20 protein-coding genes are annotated in these 20,437 nt (G+C 49.8%); 19 read left to right on the top strand and 1 reads right to left on the bottom strand.

The annotated features are described in order from the left end of the window. The 8 genes from QJ48_RS26815 to QJ48_RS26780 all read left to right on the top strand — a co-directional run. On the top strand, positions 1-999 hold a 999-nt coding region (locus tag QJ48_RS26815), incomplete at its 5' end, for an iron ABC transporter permease (protein WP_202813847.1). Beyond that, a complete protein-coding gene (locus QJ48_RS26810; protein ID WP_054976461.1) occupies positions 996-1,769 on the top strand; it encodes an ABC transporter ATP-binding protein in 774 nt (257 codons plus the stop codon). The genes QJ48_RS26815 and QJ48_RS26810, both read left to right, overlap by 4 nt. 105 nt (positions 1,770-1,874) lie before the next feature. Then, positions 1,875-2,606, top strand: a complete 732-nt coding sequence (locus tag QJ48_RS26805) for a YwiC-like family protein (protein WP_054976460.1) — start codon at positions 1,875-1,877, stop codon at positions 2,604-2,606. A gap of 84 nt (positions 2,607-2,690) precedes the next feature. After that, a complete protein-coding gene (locus QJ48_RS26800) occupies positions 2,691-4,022 on the top strand; it encodes a radical SAM/SPASM domain-containing protein (protein WP_054976459.1) in 1,332 nt (443 codons plus the stop codon). A gap of 231 nt (positions 4,023-4,253) precedes the next feature. After that, positions 4,254-4,973, top strand: coding sequence for an iron-sulfur cluster repair di-iron protein (gene ric, locus QJ48_RS26795; RefSeq protein ID WP_054976458.1), 720 nt, complete (start codon positions 4,254-4,256; stop codon positions 4,971-4,973). A gap of 135 nt (positions 4,974-5,108) precedes the next feature. Next, positions 5,109-5,768 carry a radical SAM protein gene (locus QJ48_RS26790; protein ID WP_063858174.1) on the top strand — a complete coding sequence of 220 codons (660 nt, stop codon included), beginning with the start codon at positions 5,109-5,111 and terminating at the stop codon, positions 5,766-5,768. A gap of 41 nt (positions 5,769-5,809) precedes the next feature. Then, positions 5,810-7,735 carry an anaerobic ribonucleoside-triphosphate reductase gene (gene nrdD / locus QJ48_RS26785; protein ID WP_054976456.1) on the top strand — a complete coding sequence of 642 codons (1,926 nt, stop codon included), beginning with the start codon at positions 5,810-5,812 and terminating at the stop codon, positions 7,733-7,735. Positions 7,736-8,094: 359 nt separating this feature from the next. Continuing rightward, positions 8,095-9,597 carry a nitrate/nitrite transporter gene (locus tag QJ48_RS26780; protein ID WP_054976455.1) on the top strand — a complete coding sequence of 501 codons (1,503 nt, stop codon included), beginning with the start codon at positions 8,095-8,097 and terminating at the stop codon, positions 9,595-9,597. 66 nt (positions 9,598-9,663) lie between these two features. On the opposite strand, the gene QJ48_RS26775 is transcribed toward QJ48_RS26780, so the two are convergent. Next, positions 9,664-10,029 (bottom strand): group 1 truncated hemoglobin, encoded by a 366-nt coding sequence (locus QJ48_RS26775; RefSeq protein ID WP_054976454.1) that lies wholly within the window; start codon positions 10,027-10,029, stop codon positions 9,664-9,666. Positions 10,030-10,132: 103 nt separating this feature from the next. On the opposite strand from QJ48_RS26775, the gene QJ48_RS26770 reads away from it, so the two are divergent. The 11 genes from QJ48_RS26770 to QJ48_RS26720 all read left to right on the top strand — a co-directional run bounded on the left by QJ48_RS26770 (position 10,133) and on the right by QJ48_RS26720 (position 20,293). Beyond that, positions 10,133-11,272 carry a TIGR04053 family radical SAM/SPASM domain-containing protein gene (locus QJ48_RS26770; RefSeq protein ID WP_054976453.1) on the top strand — a complete coding sequence of 380 codons (1,140 nt, stop codon included), beginning with the start codon at positions 10,133-10,135 and terminating at the stop codon, positions 11,270-11,272. A gap of 74 nt (positions 11,273-11,346) precedes the next feature. Then, positions 11,347-12,387 carry a hypothetical protein gene (locus tag QJ48_RS26765; protein WP_054976452.1) on the top strand — a complete coding sequence of 347 codons (1,041 nt, stop codon included), beginning with the start codon at positions 11,347-11,349 and terminating at the stop codon, positions 12,385-12,387. Beyond that, positions 12,374-14,551: a molybdopterin oxidoreductase family protein gene (locus QJ48_RS26760; RefSeq protein WP_054976451.1), complete on the top strand. Its 2,178-nt coding sequence runs from the start codon at positions 12,374-12,376 to the stop codon at positions 14,549-14,551. The genes QJ48_RS26765 and QJ48_RS26760 overlap by 14 nt, the downstream gene beginning before the upstream one ends. Beyond that, a complete protein-coding gene (locus QJ48_RS26755) occupies positions 14,548-15,111 on the top strand; it encodes a 4Fe-4S dicluster domain-containing protein (protein ID WP_054976450.1) in 564 nt (187 codons plus the stop codon). Before QJ48_RS26760 ends, QJ48_RS26755 begins: the two co-directional genes overlap by 4 nt. Positions 15,112-15,159: 48 nt before the next feature. Next, positions 15,160-15,687, top strand: a complete 528-nt coding sequence (locus tag QJ48_RS26750) for a Rieske 2Fe-2S domain-containing protein (protein WP_054976449.1) — start codon at positions 15,160-15,162, stop codon at positions 15,685-15,687. After that, positions 15,677-15,865 (top strand): hypothetical protein, encoded by a 189-nt coding sequence (locus QJ48_RS26745; protein WP_054976448.1) that lies wholly within the window; start codon positions 15,677-15,679, stop codon positions 15,863-15,865. Before QJ48_RS26750 ends, QJ48_RS26745 begins: the two co-directional genes overlap by 11 nt. Continuing rightward, positions 15,862-16,212 carry a hypothetical protein gene (locus QJ48_RS26740; RefSeq protein ID WP_054976447.1) on the top strand — a complete coding sequence of 117 codons (351 nt, stop codon included), beginning with the start codon at positions 15,862-15,864 and terminating at the stop codon, positions 16,210-16,212. Before QJ48_RS26745 ends, QJ48_RS26740 begins: the two co-directional genes overlap by 4 nt. Then, a complete protein-coding gene (locus tag QJ48_RS26735; RefSeq protein ID WP_157261766.1) occupies positions 16,209-16,505 on the top strand; it encodes a hypothetical protein in 297 nt (98 codons plus the stop codon). Before QJ48_RS26740 ends, QJ48_RS26735 begins: the two co-directional genes overlap by 4 nt. 82 nt (positions 16,506-16,587) lie before the next feature. Beyond that, the gene (gene moaA, locus QJ48_RS26730; RefSeq protein ID WP_054976445.1) at positions 16,588-17,592 is read left to right on the top strand and encodes a GTP 3',8-cyclase MoaA; all 1,005 of its coding nucleotides are present in this window, start codon (positions 16,588-16,590) and stop codon (positions 17,590-17,592) included. A 1-nt stretch (position 17,593) separates the two neighbouring features. Then, a complete protein-coding gene (gene glp / locus QJ48_RS26725; RefSeq protein WP_054976444.1) occupies positions 17,594-18,862 on the top strand; it encodes a gephyrin-like molybdotransferase Glp in 1,269 nt (422 codons plus the stop codon). A 114-nt stretch (positions 18,863-18,976) separates the two neighbouring features. Then, positions 18,977-20,293, top strand: coding sequence for a hypothetical protein (locus QJ48_RS26720; protein ID WP_157261765.1), 1,317 nt, complete (start codon positions 18,977-18,979; stop codon positions 20,291-20,293). Positions 20,294-20,437: the final 144 nt, after the last annotated feature.

Here is a 20,437-nt window from a genome sequence, read left to right as displayed (position 1 = left end):
GGGTATATGTTTTTTTTAATGCTATGGCTCCTGCTGTTCGTCCTTTCGATCGCAGCGCTTTGCTTAGGACGATATGGTATTCCGATTTCAGATGTCTTGGATGTTTTATCGTCGAAGCTGCTTGGGAAGCCGTCAAATGTGAATCAAACCATTGAAAATATTATTTTGAATTTAAGATTGCCCAGGATCATCGCTTCCATTATGATCGGGGGTTCGCTGGCATTGGCCGGGGCCGCTTACCAAGGGATTTTTAGAAATCCTTTGGTTTCCCCGGATATTTTAGGTGTTTCTTCCGGTGCGGGGCTGGGGGCTGCTTTAGCCATACTTTTTCATTTGGGGACATTCGGTTTACAAATTTCCTCCTTGGCCGGAGGCATATTGGCCGTTATGATAACAAGCGCGATTCCAAAGTTCATGAAAAATCGTTCAACCATCGTTCTCGTCTTAGGGGGAATCATCGTTAACGGGATGATGGTTTCCTTATTAGGATTGGCCAAATATATGATGGATACGGAGAATAAGCTTGCGGAGATCACCTATTGGCTTCTGGGCAGCTTAGCCAAAATCTCTAAGGGCGATATATGGATAATCTCCATTCCCATGGTGATCTCGATGCTGCTGCTGCTCGCTATCCGATGGAGAGTCAATATTCTTGCTTTAGGAGAAAGCGAGGCTAAAAACCTGGGCGTCCATACGGAATTTTATCGCGGTCTCGTCATCGTGCTGTCTACCATCTTAACCGCTTGTGCCGTATGTGTTAGCGGAACTATCGGTTGGATCGGGCTAATCGTCCCTCATTTGGGGCGAATGCTGATCGGGCCGGACAATAAAAGGTTATTTCCTCTTTCTATCATCATAGGAGGGGGATTTTTGTTACTGATTGATACGCTATCAAGAATTATTTCCCCGGCAGAATTGCCCATCAGTATTTTAACGGGGCTTGTGGGAGCGCCTTTTTATTTTTGGATTCTCCATAAACAAAGGATGAACATTTCATGAAACTTGAAGTGAACAATGTAAGTTTTTCATATAAACAAAAGAAAGTTTTTTCCAATGTATCCTTTAGCCTGAACGAGGGGGAGATTCTTTCGATTTTGGGGCCTAACGGGTCGGGCAAGTCTACCCTGCTGAATTGTATAGCGAGATTGCTTAAAGGGGATCAAGGGGATATTTTCCTTGACGGAAAATCCATTTATGACTATACCATGAATGAATTTGCAAGAAATATTGGCTATGTTCCTCAAAACCATACGCCTGCCTATGCATTTACGGTCAAGGAATTCGTTGTCATGGGGCGCTCGCCGTATATCTCGGCATTTTCAATGCCGTCCGACAAGGATTACAATGTTGCACTTGAGGCCATCGAGATGATAGGGATCGGTCATTTGTTAACCAAGCCCTATACGGAGCTTAGTGGCGGAGAGAGACAACTGGTTACCATTGCCAGAGCCATTGCCCAGCAATCCAAAATCATATTAATGGATGAACCGACTTCACAGTTAGATTATGGAAATCAGATTCGAACCATTGAAATCATAAAAAAACTATCCCGAAAAGGCTACGGCATCATCATGACAACGCATACACCGGATCATGCTATATTGCTGAACGATAAAATCGGAATCATGGACAAGTCAGGCCAATTTGAATGCGGTCGTGCCTTAGATATTTTAAACGAAGAGAAGCTGAAAAAGATATATAACATTAATTTGAAGTTAGTGTATTTAAAGGAAATCAATAGAACGGCCTGTGTAGCCGAAGGGATCTAAAAGCATCCTCGGGATCTGCAAGGGATGTGCATAATATCATAGAGCGGAAGGGGGCAGCAATTATATGATAGTTGTGCAATAAGGTGCGAGAGGAGCGACTGTCCCATGAAGAAGCGAAAAATAGTGATTCCTCATGAACACGGCGGTTGGGCGATGGTCAGTGTTCCTTTTCTGCTCGGCATGTTCGCCGGGAAGCCGCAGTTGATGCATCTGCCGTTATTTATGGGTTGGTTGTTTCTCTACATGTCGTCTTATCCTTTTCTTCAGTCCATGAAAAATAAAGCCAACCGGCGGCATTGGCTCAAATGGGGGACGATTTACGGTTTACTTGCGGCTTGTTGTTTGGTGCCATCGCTTTTCAGCCATCCGGCATTGCTCTATTTCGGCCCGATTCTTCTTGCGTTGCTTTCGGTAAACATATGGCATACGAGACACAAATCCGAAAGGGCGCTGCTTAACGATCTTTGCGCCATCCTCCTTTTCAGTATTGGGGGAGCCGCCGCTTACCTGGTGGGCGGTGGAGGATGGGACCGAATGATGGTATCGGTCGTTCTGTTCAGCTTTTTGTATTTTACAAGCAGCGTCTTTTTTGTGAAGGCCATCTTTCGCGAAAGAGAGAACAAGCGCTGGATCGCTTATACGCGAGCATATCATGTTTTGCTCCCACTCGTGCTGTGGGTGGCAGGCCATCCGTGGATGATCCTTGCTTATGCGTTTTCCGCTGCGCGGGCTTTTGTTTTCGCAGGCAAGCCGATGCGTCCTTCGAAGGCGGGAATTATTGAAATTGTGGGTGCGGTGCAGTTTGTCATTTTTTCCGCTATGTTCATTCAACGATGAAGGGTGATAGGATTGGCAAAAGTAACAAACCGTTGGATACCTTCCCGTTATTCCACCATCGTGCGTTGGAACGGAAAAGGAGGGATGATTTACAACTCCTTTTCCGGCGCCATGGCCGCCTTCGAGCCGGACGAGGAGGCAGAAGTCCTTAGAGTGCTGGGGAAGGGAGCTCTCCATGAGGAGTTGTCAGGAATGGCCTCCGATCTGCGCGATGCCGGATTTTTGGTGCCGGACGGGACGGACGAGCTTGCGCAGGCGCAAAAGCTGCACGCTGCTCTGAACGAAGCGAAATCGAGGCATCTCGTGATCATGCCTACGGAAGCGTGCAACTTTCGCTGCACGTATTGCTACCAGGACTTTCCCCGTGGCGCCATGACGCGGGAGACGATTGACGGTTTAAAAGCGTACGTCCGGCATGCGGCCGAAGGCATCGAGCATCTTGCCGTCAGCTGGTTTGGCGGCGAACCGATGCTTGTTCCCGATACGATCGTTGAATTGTCGGATTCTTTCCTGGAAAGCTGCTTGAAAAACGGCATCAGCTACTCCGCAGACATGTCCACAAACGGATACTTTTTGACGAAAGAGCGGTTTATGGAGCTGCTCGAACGGAACGTGCGCCGATTTATGGTGACGCTGGACGGAACGGAAACGGTTCACGACAGGAGAAGGGGGCTTCGCGGAGGCGGCGGGACGTTTGAGAAAATCATCGGCAATTTAAAGGAGCTTCGTGATGTCGATGATTCGTTTGCCGTCGATATTCGAATCAATTTTGACGAGGATAACGCGGATGAAGTGCCGGATTTGCTGACGAAGCTTTTCGCATGGTTCGAGGGTGACAAGCGGTTTCAGCTGCTGATCCGGCCGGTTGGCCGGTGGGGCGGACGAAACGACGACCGGATTCCCGTGTGCGACCGGACCGCTTCGGATACGCATCTGTGGGAATTGACGGGCCTTGGGGTGGAGCAAGGGCTGCCGCTCAGCGAGACGATCATCGATTCGTTTATGCCGTCCGGAGCCGTCTGTTATGCCTCCAAGCCCAATGCGTTCGTGATTGGAGCGGACGGACGGCTGTACAAATGTTCGGTTGCGCTGGACGACCCGGTGAATCATGTCGGGCAGCTTCACACAGACGGAAGCATGGTTCTCGATACGGACAAAATGGCGAGATGGACCGGCTCCGGCGAAGAACGGGACCCCGTTTGCCGCACGTGTTATTTCCGCCCCGCCTGTCAGGGCAACCATTGCCCGTTATATCGGATGAGAACAGGGAAGCGCCCTTGTCCGCATGAGAAAAGAAAAATCAAGCACGTGCTGGAATTGATCGGGAAGAGCAAAGAGCAAGTCAAAGGAGGTGGAGAAGAACATGAAGTGGATTCGTCCGGCCATAACAACCGCGCAAGCGGTGAATACCGGTAAAATATTGAAGTCGGTACCTGGAAATCTTGCTTAAGCAGGTTCAAGGTCATTCTGGAAAAAGTCCAAGTTTTGTTGCTTACCGGCAACGAACCTTGGACTTTTCATTTTGTGTTATAGGAGAGCAGAAAAAAACGTGATTGTAAACACAGTAGGCTTAGGCTCGTTGCATTACAATTTAGACAAGAACATGATCATGAGGAACAACGGTCATGTCAAAAGGAGGTCAAGCTAATGAACACTTCTTTTAACGGTTCCGAAACGGTCGGACAAATCGTGACCGCTTTTCCCGGGTCCAGCAACTTATTTCAGGAGCACGGCATCGACTTTTGCTGCGGCGGGGGTCGTTCCCTGACATCAGCGCTAAGACAGAAAAACATCGAGGAAGCAGCGTTCATTGAAAAACTAAACCGGTTCTACGCGGAAGCGAATCAAAAAACCGATCCCAATACGGACTGGGCTAAGCTCTCGTCGAGTCAGTTGATTGATCATATCGTCACCACCCATCACGCGTATTTGGAACGGGAGCTCCCCGTGTTAAGCCAGTTCGTCACCAAAATTTTGCGGGTACACGGTCCGGAACGCCGTGAGCTCGCCAAGCTTCATATGCTTTTTCATCAGATGAAAATGGAGCTTGAGCAGCATTTGATCGCCGAGGAGGCGACTGTTTTTCCGTTAATCAAGGAATTGGAACACAATCCAGTCCCATCCCTTGCGGAGAAAACGGCGAATACGATAAGGGAGCTTGAGGCGGATCACAGCGGCGTCGGCAATCTGCTGAAAGAAATGAGAGCCGTCACAAGCGATTACGAGCTGCCGGCCGGCGCGTGCCGGACTTACACGCTGGCGTTCCACAAGCTGCAAGAGCTCGAATCGGATTTGTTCCAGCATATTCACTTGGAAAACAACATTCTTTTCCAGCGCGTAAGCAATCCCGCCAACGAGTCTGAATAAGCGGATTTCCAAGGGGAGGTCGTCTAAAAGGCGACCTCTTTAGTGACTCGAATCACCGCAAAATACTATATATGGTGATATGATGATTTCGATAACACTATATTTAGTTTTTGAGGAGAGGGGGTTAACGGGAAAGTGCTAAGATTTTATCCAATCATGATTCGGACTTTCGAGGATCTGCCGGGGAACACCTCTTTGGTGATTCATTCTCTTGCCGGCTGTAATTTACACTGCTTCGGCTGTCATAACTATGATGAATTGGTGGCATCCAACCATGAGCATTATTTGTTGCCGGATGATATTTTGCAACAAATCAAGATGAGCGGATTTTTATTCGACGCCGTCATCTTCAGTGGCGGAGAGTTTTTGATGGGCAATCTTGAAGAAATTTCCGTTTTTCTTACAAAGCTGAGGAAATGGTTCCAGGGTAAAATCATCATTAACACGAACGGCACGTTTCCTGAGAAAATACGCCATTTGCTGGAGAGAGAACTGGCTGACGGGATTCATATCGATATGAAATTACCTTACCATTCTTTCGATAAGAACGTCGATATGGCCGCCTACCAAGCCGTTCTTGGCGTCCTTCCCACTCCTGAGCTGGTTCAAAACATGATGTCGGCGATCCAATTGGTCGTTCGGCACAATAGTCCTCTCAGCCAGGTGCGTACCGTAAAATATCCTGTTTTAAGCGAGGAGTATTTTGAACAAATTCGCAGCTATGTCGATGAGTTGAACGGGCGTTACAACAGCAATGTCGCGTATAAATTAAATGAATTTTATTTTCCGGCTTGAATGGGACGAAAAATCAATTGTGGTCAGGGAGGAACGGATAAATGTTTCATCATTTTAACGAAATTATCGAAAAATTCACATCGGAGGTGGAAGACAAAAAATCGGATTATTTAAAACGCGAGAACAGCAATTTTGTGTACTCTCTGCCTCTGCTGCGCCACAATCTTACAAACTTTGCCGAAGAGGAATTTTTGCTTTCGCACATATTGCCGTCCAAACTGACTGAGCTTTATAAAGAAGGCGTTGTATACATACACGATAAGCAATTAAGCCCGTACTGCATGAGCGTCGGATGCAAAGATATCGCGATGATGGGAATACCCAATTTGGCCAAAAATATGTTGTCCTCCAAACCGACGAAGAAGCTGGATGTTTTCTTAAGACACGTTAGCAACGTCATCGTGCTGATGTCGCAGCAAGTATCCGGCGCGGTGATGTTGTCCCAATTGACAACCATCTCTGCATCCTACCTGTACTTTGAACAATTGGAAAACGGCAGAGCGTATTCGGATCACGAACTGAAGCAGTTGTTTCAAGGCTTGATATGGGAAATGAACATGCCGCTGCGCGGAGGCTCGCAATCCGCATTTTCGAACATCACGATGGAATTCGGCAAACCGTCTGAGGAAATCAAAAACGAATACGTCATGATCGGAGGCGCTACCAAAAATATTAAATATCAAGAGATTCCGCCTATCTATTTTGACCGGATCAACAAGGCGATTATCGATGTCATGAAAGAGGGGACGGGAACAGGGATTCCGTTTACGTTTCCTTTAATTACCGTTCAAATTGACGATCATTTTAATTTACAGGATGAGCTGTTTCTGTACTTGCTGGAGCAAATGTATTACTGGGGCGGCGTCTACTTTGAAAACTTCCGGACGAAACCGTTTGAAAATGAATATTACAAAAAACGCAACCCTTTGTTGAAACCGCGCGATCCGGAAGCGAGCCGTAGTTTATGCTGCAGGCTGCAGATCGATTTGTCCGTGCTTTCAAGGGCCGGAAGCGGCATTTTTGGCAGCTCTACCGGATCGACCGGCGCCGTGCAAGTGTTGAATCTTAACTTGAATCGAATGCTGATGGAATTTGGACATAACGAATCCGTACTCTTGGATAACATCAGAGAGGTTCTGGAACTCATGCAGCAGGGCCATCAGGCAAAAAGGGCATGGATCGAGAGAAACAAGGAGCTGTACCCGACGTTTTTTGCCTTCAACAACGATCTGAAAAACTATTTTAACGTATTTGCTGTGACCGGTATGCACGAGGGATTGCATAATATGGGCTTTGAAGGCGGATTGTTGAATGAGGAGGGCAAGAGGCTGGCTCATCGTCTCATGCAAGCGATGACTGACATCATCAATGAGTTCATCGTGCGGGATAAAGTGGCATGCGGGATTGAATATGCTCCCGGGGAGAACGCTGCGATCAAGCTCGCCCGGCATGATTTGAAATGGGGGAAACAGCATGGACGGCATGTGTATGTTCAGGGCAGCGGCGATAACGTATACCTGACGTCCGGGTGCATGCTTCCGTTCAGCGAGGAAGACTTTCTCAAACAAATCGAAAACAGTGCGGAATTTCAGGGGTACGCCACATCGGGAAGCATTCTCCATCATTTTGTGGAAAGCAAACTAGCACCGGCCCAACTTGCGCAATATCTCGGCAACATATTCGAAAAGCCGATTAACTATATTACGCTTACACCTACCCTGACCAGCTGCTTAAGCTGCAATCGGCAATTGGTGGCGCAGGATGGAAAGCATATCCGGAATTGTCCGGTTTGCGGCAGTGACGATATCGCCACATTCAGCCGTGTGATCGGTTATGTAAAGATGATATCCAGAAAAAGCATCAAGGTGGATAAGGAAGGTTGTTATCACGGGGAGTTCAACTTCTGGAGCAAAGCGAGAAGGTTTGACTGGAATACGAGAAAGAGAGTTAAGGTTGAAGAGCTGTAACCTATGAACTGCGCACGTGGCAGCTTTCCTGCGAAGAAAACAATCATCTGGGCGCTGGATAACGGGATGCCGGTTTTCGAGTAATCTGTGTACATTTTGTGAAAGTGCATTATTTTACACTGTATAACTACGGTTTATGATGATTTGCATCACAGTGATGAAATAGTGAGAAATGTTATTTTCAAAATGTTCCTGATGAAAGAAACATTCCGTAAAGGAGGCATCGTTACACTTGGGAAGGGGAGACGTGCCGGTTACCGATTTACGTCGCAGCCACGTCTTGTGCCCCAGTCATCAGCCCGAAACGAGCTTTATGAAATTGGAACGATCATGATTGACTAAGAGTGGAGGGAAAAAGGATGGATGTTCGAAAACTTCAATTGCCGTTGCAAACGGTAAGTCTAATTCTCGGTTTTGCGGTTTGGGTGATTCTGTCTTCGCTCATGCCTTTCATCAAGTCGGACATCCCGATGACTCCGGGCCAGCTGTCCTGGGTAACGGCCGTACCCGTGATTCTGGGTTCGGTCCTGCGCATTCCGATCGGTTTCTGGACGAATAAATACGGCGCGAGAAAGCTGTTCGCCATCAGCTTTGTTCTGCTGCTGTTTCCCGTCTATTATGTAAGCCAGGCAACGACGTTCGTCGATCTGCTCATCGGCGGTTTTTTCCTCGGCATCGGCGGCGCCGTATTTTCGGTCGGCGTTACCTCGCTGCCGAAATATTATCCGAAGGAAAAGCACGGTTCCGTGAACGGGCTTTACGGTATCGGCAACCTTGGGACGGCGGTGTCGGCGTTCGGCGCTCCCGTTATCGCAGGCTCGATCGGATGGTCTGCCACCGTCCAGCTGTATTTGATTTTGCTTGCCGTGTTTGTTCTCCTGCATGTTTTTCTCGGTGACCGCAAGGAGCCGAAGGTTGTGACCCCGGTACGGGAGCAGATGAAGGAAATATACCGCAATCCGCGGCTATGGGCGATCAGCCTGTTTTATTTTATCACCTTCGGCTGCTTCGTCGCATTCACCATCTATCTGCCGAATTTTCTCGTCAGCCACTTCCAATTGGCCAAGGCGGACGCGGGCTTCCGAACGGCTGTATTTATTGCGATCGCGACGGCGGCACGGCCGATCGGCGGATGGCTGGGCGACAAGTTCAATTCTTTCGTCATACTGATGTTCGTATTCGGCGGGCTGACCTTATCCGGCATCTTGCTTTCCTTCTCGCCGGACATTCAGCTTTATACCGTCGGTTGCCTGCTTATCGCGGTTTGCGCGGGTACGGGTAACGGCACGATTTTCAAGCTGGTGCCTCTCTATTTCCTGAAGCAGGCCGGGATTGTGAACGGAATCGTCTCCGCCATGGGCGGACTCGGGGGTTTTTTCCCGCCACTGATTCTCGCATCGTTACTCAGCTTGACAGGCCACTATGCAATCGGATTCATGGCCTTGTCCGAGTTTGCTTTGGTCAGCCTTGTCCTTGTGTTCTGGATGTATTATCAAGACCGGCTTCGTTTGGCTGCGGAAATTATTGAAAATACGGCGGAAGCTATTCTTATCACGGATTTGAAGGGCACGATCCGGCAGGTGAATCCGGCGTTCACCAAAGTGACCGGTTATACGCAGGAGGAGATCGTTGGGGAAAATCCGCGCATTTTAAAATCAGACAAACAGCAGCCGGATTTTTATGCCGCGATGTGGAAAACGATCAAGGAGAAAGGCTTCTGGCAGGGTGAAATATGGAACCGGAGGAAAAACGGGGACGAATACCTTCAATGGCTGACGATCAGTGCAATCAAAAACGACGCCGGCGAAGTTAAACATTACGCGGGGATGTTCAGCGACATTTCAGAGCTGAGAAATAAGTAAAAAAGAAACTGAGAAAGCTCCGGACCCGTTCAAGTCTGCGGTCTTTCTCAGCATTCTTATCATTCCCTACTTATACAGCACATCGTCTTTTAATTCGGCCACATGTGACAAGGCTTGCTCAATTTCCGGTTCGCTGACGCCGAAATGCGCAAGTGAATCATGCAGATGCTTGACGATGGCATTAAAGTGAACCGGCTGCAGGTTCATGCCCTCATGAGCTTTGGCCATGGATTTTCCCGTGTATTGGTTCGGCCCCCCTAACGCAAAACTGATAAATTTGGTTTGATGGCGCCGTTGTTGATCCATATCGGTGTTCTTAAAAAATTCGTTCACCGTATCATCCGCCAATACAAGCTCATAAAAATAATCGATGACTTTAGAGATGGCCGGTTCTCCGCCAACTTTTTCGTAAAGCGATTTCGTCGTTTCCATGACAAACCTCCTGAGTCACAATATGTCAACAAATAGGATGCTTCCGATCAATAAAAATATTCATGCTTTCTCTCCAGATTGCAAATGAGAAGGAGGGATTTTATTGAAGCCCCTTATAAAAGAAAGGGATTACAACGAAAATCCATTCATCGTCATATGGGAAGTCACCCGGGCCTGTGCTTTGAAATGTCTGCACTGCCGGGCGGAGGCACAGTACGGAGCGGACCCCGGACAGCTGTCTTTCGAAGAGGGGAAGCAGCTCATCGACGAGATCGCCAAGATGGATAACCCGCTATTCGTCTTTACCGGCGGAGATCCGTTAATGCGGCCCGATCTGTTCGAGCTTGCCCGTTATGCGATCGAAGAGCGAGGTCTTCCCGTCTCCATGACGCCGAGCGCCACGCCGAAGGTAACACGCGAAGCGGTCCGGAAGGCGAAGGAAGTCGGGCTGTCGCGGTGGGCGTTCAGTCTCGACGGCTCCTGCGCGGAGATTCACGACCATTTTCGCGGAACGAAGGGATCTTACGATCTGACCATGAGAGGGATCGAGTACTTAAAGGAGCTGCAAATCCCGGTTCAGGTGAATACGACCGTATCCCAATATAATCTTCATGATCTTGAAGCGATCGCGGACAAGGTCAAGGAGATGGGAGCCGTGCTTTGGAGCGCATTTTTCCTTGTGCCCACCGGACGCGGGATGGTGAAAGATATCATCACCCCGGAGCAGCACGAAGAAGTGATGAAGTGGCTATGTCACATTCAGCAAAAGATGCCGTATGGCGTAAAAGCAACGGAAGCGCCGCATTACCGGCGGGTTCTCCTGCAGGAAAAGCAGCGTTCAGGCGAGCAGATTGCGGCCATGGGAGCGAAACGCCGGGACCTTCTCGGACGCGCGCCAAAAGGGGTAAATGACGGAGACGGGTTTGTGTTTATCAGCCATACCGGAGATGTTTACCCGAGCGGATTTTTGCCTGTCGTATGCGGCAATGTCCGGGAGCGCCCGCTGACGGAAATTTATCGCAGCTCTCCGGTCATGACCGCGTTACGTGACAAATCGCTGTTAAAGGGCAAGTGCGGGGTTTGTGAATTCAAGGAATTGTGCGGAGGTTCGAGGGCGAGAGCCTACGCCGTTACCGGAGATTATCTGGAAAGCGATCCCTACTGCGCTTACGTACCGAAAGCCCTTACAGCGGAGTCAAAGTTGTTTTTTGAACAAAATTCGCATCTTGGATCGAACTTGTGACTTCCGTCACAGTCAATGGGGAGAGGCCGATGCTTTAATGAAAGTGACCAAAAATGAATTATGGAGGTCAGAACATGGACCGGGCGTTTGCATCTAAATTTGCTAAGAATTACTTCATTACGGTTGTTTGTCTCATCATTTTGATGTATATCGGGTCCCGTTTTTTTACTCATATTGACTTGGCCTTATATGGGTACATGGTCGGTACGGTCGTTTTTATCGGAGGCTTTTTCTACCGGTTTATCGCCTGGGCCGAGCGCCCGCCGACGAAGGTCATCATGAAGAAAGGCCTTCGGCTGCTGTTTCGCAGAAGCACTCCGCAAACAACCGTTGAGCATTTGGCCACCTACAAGTTTATATGGAACCGCGGTATCTACCGCTGGACGCAGCACATTTTGCTGGGGTGGGGCTGTATTCTCTCTTGCCTGGTTACGTTTCCTCTCGTATTCGGTTGGATGTACTTTACGATGGAGGATAACAGAACTTACACGGTTGTCGGCTTCGGCATCGACATCATGCGGGTCAAAGCGGACGGCTGGATTGCCTTCTTGTTTTACAATGCACTGAACATTACAGCCTTCATGGTCATCGCCGGCGTGTGTATGGCGCTGTACCGGCGCATCAAAAACATGCAGGCAAGAGCGGAGCAAACCTTCGTATACGATTTTCTCCCCTTGTACCTGCTTCTGTTTATCAGCATTACGGGATTGATGCTCACGGGGGTGAATATTTTCCTGCACGGCTGGGGCCATCCGGTCATTACGCTGATTCATCAATGGTCCGTCATTATTACGTTAATTTACCTTCCTTTCGGTAAACTGGCGCATATTCCGTTCCGGCCGATGAGCGTGCTGGCCCGAAATTACCGGGAGCACTATGGGGAGAAGGAAATGAAAGCCTGCAAGGTGTGCGGCACCGGATTTGTTTCGGTCGAGCAATCGAACGATGTCATCCAAATGTTGAAGCAAAGCGGCGTCGAATTCAAGATGGACGAAGGCTTTCATCTGGCTGAGCTGTGCCTGCCTTGCCGGAGGAAGTATCGCATGTCGCGGTTTGCGGGTGTCCCAACCCACGAAATCAAGGTCAAGGAGGCGAACCAGAATGCTAAAGGATAAATTTTACCGCGAGATTGAGAATAAGCATCATCCGAAGGAAAAGCTGGTTCCGACCCACTGTTCTTACTGCGGCATGCAGTGCGGCATGAATTTAAGGGTGGATACGGATAGCAACAAGATTATCGGCGTAGAGCCACGGTACGATTTTCCGGTGAATCTGGGGAAAATGTGCCCGAAAGGCGTCACCGCTTACCAGCAAACGAACCATGACGACCGGCTGCTCCGGCCGTTGATCCGGGAAGACGCTTCGAAGAAAGGAACGAAGGAAGGCTTCCGCGAAGCATCGTGGGACGAAGCCTACGACTTGATTGCGCGGAAGTTCAAGGAGCTGCAGTATAACTACGGCAAAGATTCGTTGTCCGTGTTCAGCGGCGTATCCATGACGAATGAGAAATGTTACCTGACCGGCAAATTTGCCCGCGTCGCCCTGCAGACGCGCTACATCGATTATAACGGCAGATTCTGCATGTCCAGCGCGGCAGCCGGATTCATGCGCAGCCTTGGGGTGGATCGCGGATCTACGCTGCCATGGACGGATATTCACCAGTCGGATTGCTTGTTTATTGCCGGAAGCAATACGGCCGAATGCCATCCGACCTCGATGTTCCGGGTATGGGAGGTGCAGAATCGCGGGGGGTATCTGATCGTTGCGGATCCAAGGGAAACCCCGATTGCGAGACGGGCTGACGTCCATCTCGATCTCAAGCCCGGCACCGATCTGGCGCTCGCGAACTGCATGGTAAATTTGCTTATCCAGCAGGGCTATGCGGACGAAGCGTTTATTCGCGAGCATACGAACGGCTTCGAAGAAACGTTGGAAGTCGTGAAGGCGTTTACCCCGGAATATACGAGTGAAATTACGGGAGTGGCGCCGGAGAAATTGATCCGCGCCGCAGAAATATATGGCAAAGCCCCGAATGCCGTCGTCCTGTTCGCGCGCGGGATCGAGCAGCAGCATAAAGGAACGGACAACGTATCGGCCTACACGAATATGTGCCTGGTTACCGGCAAAATCGGCCGGCCCAAATCCGGAGTAGCCACATTTACAGGCCAAGGAAACGGCCAGGGCGGCCGGGAGCACGGACAGAAAGCGGATGCGCTTCCAGGCTACCGCAAAATCACGAATCCGAAGCACGTGCAGGAAGTGTGCAGCGTCTGGGGAATCACACCGGAAGAAATGCCGCAGCCCGGGGTTTCGGCCTATGAGATGTTCGAATTGATGACCGAAAAAACGATCCGCGGCTTATATTTGTTATGCTCCAATCCTGCGGTTTCCGCGCCGAATCAAAACTTCGTCCGCGCGGCGCTGAAAAGCCTGGATTTCATGGTTTGCTGCGATATGTTCTTATCGGAATCGGCGGAATTTGCCGATGTCGTCCTTCCTTCCGTGACGTGGTCGGAGGATGAGGGCACCGTGACCAACCTGGAAGGCCGGATCATCAAGATCAATAAAGCCCAGGAACCGCTTGGCGAATCGAAGCCGGATTGGCAGATTCAAGTAGAGCTGGCCGAGCGTCTCGGCCGGGGCCAATATTTCCGTCATCTCACGACGGCAAGCAAAGTTGCAGATGAATTCAGGCTTGCTTCCAAAGGCGGGTATGCGGATTATTACGGAGCGACGTGGGATAAAATCGAGAAGCAAAACGGTGTATTCTGGCCCTGCCGAGACGAGCAGGATCAAGGAACTCCCTATATGTTTTTGGATAAGAAGTTTTATCATCCGGACGGCAAAGCGAAAATATGCGCGCTTCCTTACCGGCCGCCTGCGGAAGAGCCGTGTGAACAGTATCCGCTCAGACTGACAACCGGCAGGGTCGTCTATCATTACTTATCCGGGAACCAGACGCGAAGAATCCCCTTTTTGCGGGATATGTGTCCGGAGCCGTTCGTCGAAGTTCACCCGGAAACAGCCAAGCTGTACGGCATCGAGCACGAAGAAATCGTCCGCTTGTTTACCCGGCGCGGCGAAGCGTACTTTAAAGTGAAGATCATCGAAGCCATTCGTAAAGATACCGTGTTTGTCCCTTATCATTTCGGACATGAGCAGTCGATCAACCTGCTGACCATTGCCGCGCTGGACCCGATGTCGCGAATGCCGGAATTTAAAGCTTGCGCAGCCCAGATTGAGAAGCTGGCGGATGGGACGAAGGGGGCACTGCTGTGAAAAAAATATTGTATATCGAAATGGATAACTGCATCGGCTGCCGAAGCTGTCTTGCGGCTTGTACACAATGCGGCGGTCACGACGAACGGAACCGCAATTATGTCTATGATGTCAACCCGTTGGTCGACCGGCAGACGATTCCGCTGATGTGCCTGCATTGCGTCAACCCGGCATGCGCCAGAAGCTGTCCGGCGCAAGCCATCCAGGTCACGGAAGAAGGAGCGGTGCTGTCCGCTCTCGTCGAGAAATGCATCGGATGCCAGAACTGTACGATTGCCTGCCCTTACGGGATTCCTAAATTTGATGAAGAACAGAACCTGATGTATAAATGCGATCTTTGTTACGACCGTACGAAGGACGGCATCCCGCCGATGTGCGCATCTGTTTGCCCGACCAATACGCTGCAGTGGATTGACGAGAACGAGCTGGCCGAGAAGCGGGAGCAGCACCGATTGGGCAAATGGCTCGCCAGCCGGCAGCCGTTCGAGCCTCTGGAAGGGGAGACCCGTGTACAGATCAGCCTTCCCGGTATTATCCAAGGAAAACAGAAGCTATTCTGAACCGTCTGACAAAGGAAAGCGACCATTATTAGAAAGCGGGTGGACCGCATGGATAAAGAGAAGAACAACAAGGTTCCGTATAACGAAGACAATTATACGCATAACATTCATAAAAATAATGAGCGAACCCTGGACCGGCGCGGCTTTATGAAGACAATGGTGGGGGCGGCGGGAGTGTTCGCCGTTTCCACGCTTCCCTGGGGCGGACTGGCGGCCAAAGAGCTTGCGGGGCTCGGCCAAAAAAGCCATCCCAAAAAGAAAATTGCCGATGTTCAAGCGTTGAAAGTGGGGGAGGCGGTCGAATTTGCTTATCCGGGGGAGCACGATTCGGCGCTGTTGATCCGCTTGGACGAGAACGAATACAAGGCGTATCAAAATGCATGCACCCATTTGAAATGCCCCGTATTTTGGAACGGTAAGGAGAAAAAAATGGTTTGTCCTTGCCACCACGGCTTTTTTGACCCCAAATCGGGCGCTCCGACTGCAGGACCGCCAAGAAGGCCGCTGCCGGAAATTATCGTAGCCGTCGAAGGGCCGACTATTTATGCAACGGGAGTGAAGCGGTATGAAGCGTAGCTATCGGGGCGTCATCTTGCTGAGTATAGTGCTGCTGCTCAATATTATTTTTACGCAGTATACGATCAACCATTATTATTTTGAAAACTATAAGCTGGTGATCCTGTTTGCCGCGTTAAACGTCGTTCTGTTTCCGATCGCCTTATTTATTTACAAGAAGGAAGTGAAAAATAGATGAAGAAATCGGAATTTTTCATGGACTTATGCTTTATTCGGGAACGTGCGGCGGACGCGCCCGGGCAACCTTTTGCGCAGATCATTGACGATCAGCTGAAAAGCTTGTTTCCGAAGCATGCGAAATGGAGCCTGGAGCAGAAACAGGCAGAAGGTCTGGAATACGTCGTCGCCGAGGTTACGGGTACAGGAGCTTGGGAGAAGGAGGAGGACATGCTCGCCTATCTCGAAGAGCGGGCAGCTCATCATTTCTGGGACTGGCTGCAGGGCTACCGGTTAGAGGTTGAAGTCAAGGAACATGCGGAGTGCAGCCATTGCGGCAAAAATAACGTCAAAGCCGGGGTCTTATGATGGAATGGGAAACGATGTTATCCAAGTATGAAGGAAGCCGGATCACCGTATGGATTGAAGATCTCTCGGGCGAAGAACAAACGCAGCCCAAGCCGTTCACCCTGTTCAAGACAGCGCTCACGGAAGACCGGGCCTATTTGAAGTTTTATTTCAATGCCGATCAGTTCCTTTCCATACCTTTATTTGACGATTCATTGACCAAGCTGGAGCGCAGCCAAGCAAGAGACTGTTTTGTTTCGCATGATCCTAAAGCTAACCTGCGTTATCATATCTACTTTGAAGAACGCGTATAGAAGGAGCGAAGTCGTGCGCTATTCGATGATGTCATCGGGTAGCGCATTTTTATAAAACAGTGTGACGAAAGGAGGCCGTGTGATGAGCAGTCCATTGATCGATTCGTTCGGCAGGGTTCACGACTATTTGCGTATATCCGTGACGGACCGCTGCAATTTACGATGCGTATACTGCATGCCGCCCGAGGGGATGGAGTTCGAACCTGGCCAAAAGATATTGACGTATGAGGAGATCACGGAGGTTGTGCGGGTACTGGCAGGAATGGGTGTCCGAAAAGTAAGGCTCACCGGAGGGGAACCGTTAGTTCGCAAGGAGCTTGAAACACTCGTAGCCATGATTGCTGCCGTTCCGGGAATAGAAGATATCGCTTTGACCACGAACGGGATATTTCTCGCACCGAAAGCGGCTAAGCTGAAAGCGGCGGGATTGACTCGCGTCAATATCAGCTTGGATTCGCTGCGCGCGGACAGGTTTTCTTTCATTACGCGCGGCGGAGATGTACGTCGTGTTTTGGATAGTATTGAAACCTGCATGCAAGTGGGATTCGATCCCATTAAAATAAATGTCGTACTCATGAAGGGAATCAATGATGATGAAATTGCAGATTTCTTGAGGTTGTCCATAGAACGGCCGCTTCAAATACGATTTATCGAATACATGCCGATCGGCCATCAAGACAAAGGGTGGAAGGCCTCTTATATGCCGTTAGCGGCAATTTTCGATCGCTGCAATGAAATGGGATGGAATGTTATCCCTATTCATACGATCCATGGCAATGGACCTTCCAAAAATTCCCGAATCGAAGGGGCACAAGGAAGCTTCGGACTCATCCATCCGGTAAGCGACCATTTTTGTGAAACGTGCAACAGGCTCCGCCTGACGGCTGACGGCAGCATTAAGCCTTGTTTATACTGGTCGGACGAATTTAATGTTCGAAAATGGATCGGAAATGATGATGCCATCCGCGAGCTCTTTCTCAAAGCTTTGCACTTGAAGCCCCAAAATCATGAAATGGCAAAAGCCTTAGACGATGAAAAACAGACACATCGGCCGACTTCCAGGAGAATGTCGCAAATTGGAGGATAGTATGGAACGTTTACAGCTTTCGAACCGCTTTCGCAGGAACGCCATTCAGCCTGACGCGGCGCAAAAGATGATTCAACAGCATATTCGGCCGGGAGATATCGAGCGCGTGCCATTGGAGGAAGCTTTCGGCAGGAGATTGGCGGCGGATGTATTCGCAGCGGACCACATGCCGCATTTTTGCCGTTCGGGTATGGACGGGTTTGCCATACGGTGGGAATCGACAATCGGCGCATCTTCCACTCAGCCGGTTGTTCTGGAAGTCATCGAGAGCATTCCTTGCGGCTCGACGCCGACGAAAGCCATAACGGGGAATACAGCATCGAGGATTATGACGGGAGCTATGGTGCCTGAAGGTGCAAATGCGGTCGTCATGCTTGAGATTGCGGAATGCTTCGAGCGAGATGGAAAAACGTTCATTTCGATCAAAAAAGAACAGAAGGAAGGTCAAAACATAACCTTAACCGGATTTGAGCTGGCTAAAGGCGAGCTTGTCTTGGAAAAGGGGAGGAAAATACAGGCAGGCGAGATTGCCCTGCTGGCTGCCTTCGGCGTGGGAACGGTTAACGTATTTAAGCGCCCCAAAGTAGCCATATTCGCAACCGGCTCGGAATTGTTGGGCGTTCATGTGCCGCTTGAGCCGGGGAAAATCAGGAACAGCAATACGCATATGCTGGCAGCACAAGTGCGGGAGGCAGGCGGAATCCCAATCCTGATGGAAACTATCCCTGACGATGCGGAGCGGGCTATGGAGCAAATATCCGACGCTTTTTCCAAAGCGGATTGTGTCATTACGACAGGTGGAGTCTCGGTAGGCGATTACGATATTATGGTCGACATTTTCGATGCGTGGGAAGGGACGATGCTATTTAACAAGGTGATGATGCGGCCGGGCAGCCCTACGACGGTTGGCGTGCTGAAGGACAAGTTTCTCTTTGCACTTTCCGGAAATCCGGGGGCCTGTTTTGTGGGGTTTGAATTGTTTGTTCGTCCGGTGCTCTGGGGCATGCAAGGGAAGAAGGACGTTCTCCCGCCGGAAGCAACCGCATTCTTAGGGGAAGATTTTACGAAAGTCAATGCCTATCATCGATTCGTGCGGGCCAAAAGCTATATCGAAGACGGTAAAGTATATGTCAAAATGGCAGGGCCCGATCAGTCCAGCGTGATGCTTTCGATCAAGGATTCCGATTGTCTCATGGTCATCCCTCCGGGAGGCCGTGGCGTTCATGCAGGAGAAAAGGTACGCATGGTTCAACTCGGAGTTACGGAATAATGTAGAATTTGCAGGAATCTGTCCGTAGAGCGCGAATATGAAAATGGAATGGTTAAATGTGCCAATATATGGTTCATTTCTGCATGATAGAAAAAGGGGGGAGAGAATAGGAAAATGAGGCTATTGGCAATAGGTATTTTATTAGCGGTGCTAACGGGATGCAATCCGTCCGGCCAGCAAAGTCAGCTCAATGAGCCCGCGAAAGCTTCCGATTCAACGTCGCCTCCGTCTGGAGCGGCAGCGCCTGCTCTCTCGGCAGCCTCTCCGTCCGTAGCATCGCAAACCGCTCCTGCAAATGATGGCGCATCGGTTGAAGAAATTGCGGACCAGTCGTTTCAAGTTGAGTTGGAGGCGTGGGGCAAGGTTCGTTTTGTGTCCGCGAAACGTACGAATGCAGACGGGCGCAAAGAGCTTGTGCTCAGCTTAAAGGATGCCGAAGGCCAGACTTTGTATACGTTCCCGCAGCCGAAGCTCGTCGCGTCGTGGAATTTCGAATCCGTCAAAGCGGTATCGTTTAAAGACGTCGATGGAGACGGCAAGAAGGATGTGATCGTGCTCGCGGATTACGTTGCCGGAAAAGGCTCGGGAGGAAGCGCCGCAGTGACCGCCCCGTCCATATTTGTTCAAAAGGACAAAAGTTTCGTATCGGATTATGATACCGATAACCGGCTGAATGCCTCCGGGAAAATCTCGACAGTGAGCGACGTTGTGGCGTTCTTTAAAGCGAAAGCGAAACCAGACACTGCCCAGACTACACCGGATTCGGACAGTAACCCCACCTTGGAGAAAGTAAACCGCAACCTGTGCTCAAGGGTGGTTGCTTCCAACATGTCCGGCGATGAAATCGTTCAGACTTATGAGAAGGAATACGAAAAGCACGAGCTGGATCGCTCCGAACGCGGCCAGGATGAAATGTATCGGTATATCGGCGAGTGCTTTCAACAGGAAACGGATAAATTGCTTGCAAGCCACAGCAAGCTGAAGACTCAGACTGACGCTATTCATCAAACGGTAAATGAAGCGATTTCAGAGCTGTCCAATATCGATTATATCCGTGACGGCGGCGGCACCATGTGGATTCATGATGGAAACAGGACCCTCGGAATCTACGGATATCGGATGAATGTGTATGCCAAAATGAAATTAAACGATCCCAAGCCCGCTTCTAAAAAATATGACGCGCTCGTCGAAACACTGGATTCCAACTTGGACAAATTAAAGGAACAAGGGGTTAAAGGGTTAGAGGAGCTAACCGATGCTCAAGGGGTGAAAGAAGCAGAGAAAGACTTTAATGCCAGGTTTTCGAAGCTTAACACCGCTCTGCAAAAGTTTAAAGAGCTAACCTCCGATAAAGACGAGGCAAGCCTCTATCTCATGGAGCTTCTGACGAAACGAGTCGGTGCCTCGATTGACGAAAACCGAAGATCCTGAGATAAATGGTAGCTGCCCGTGAACGAGGATCTCTTGACACAAAATGTCGTAATTAACTTACAGACACAGTGTTGAGAAAGTGAGCTTTTACAAAAAATGGAGATGCAAACGGAGGTGGATACCCCACCCCTTCGTAACCTCTAT

Source organism: Paenibacillus sp. A3, from assembly GCF_001399685.1.
Taxonomy (GTDB): domain Bacteria; phylum Bacillota; class Bacilli; order Paenibacillales; family NBRC-103111; genus Paenibacillus_G.
The sequence above is the reverse complement of the archived record's forward strand: the minus strand, read 5'-3'. Positions and strand labels throughout refer to the sequence as shown.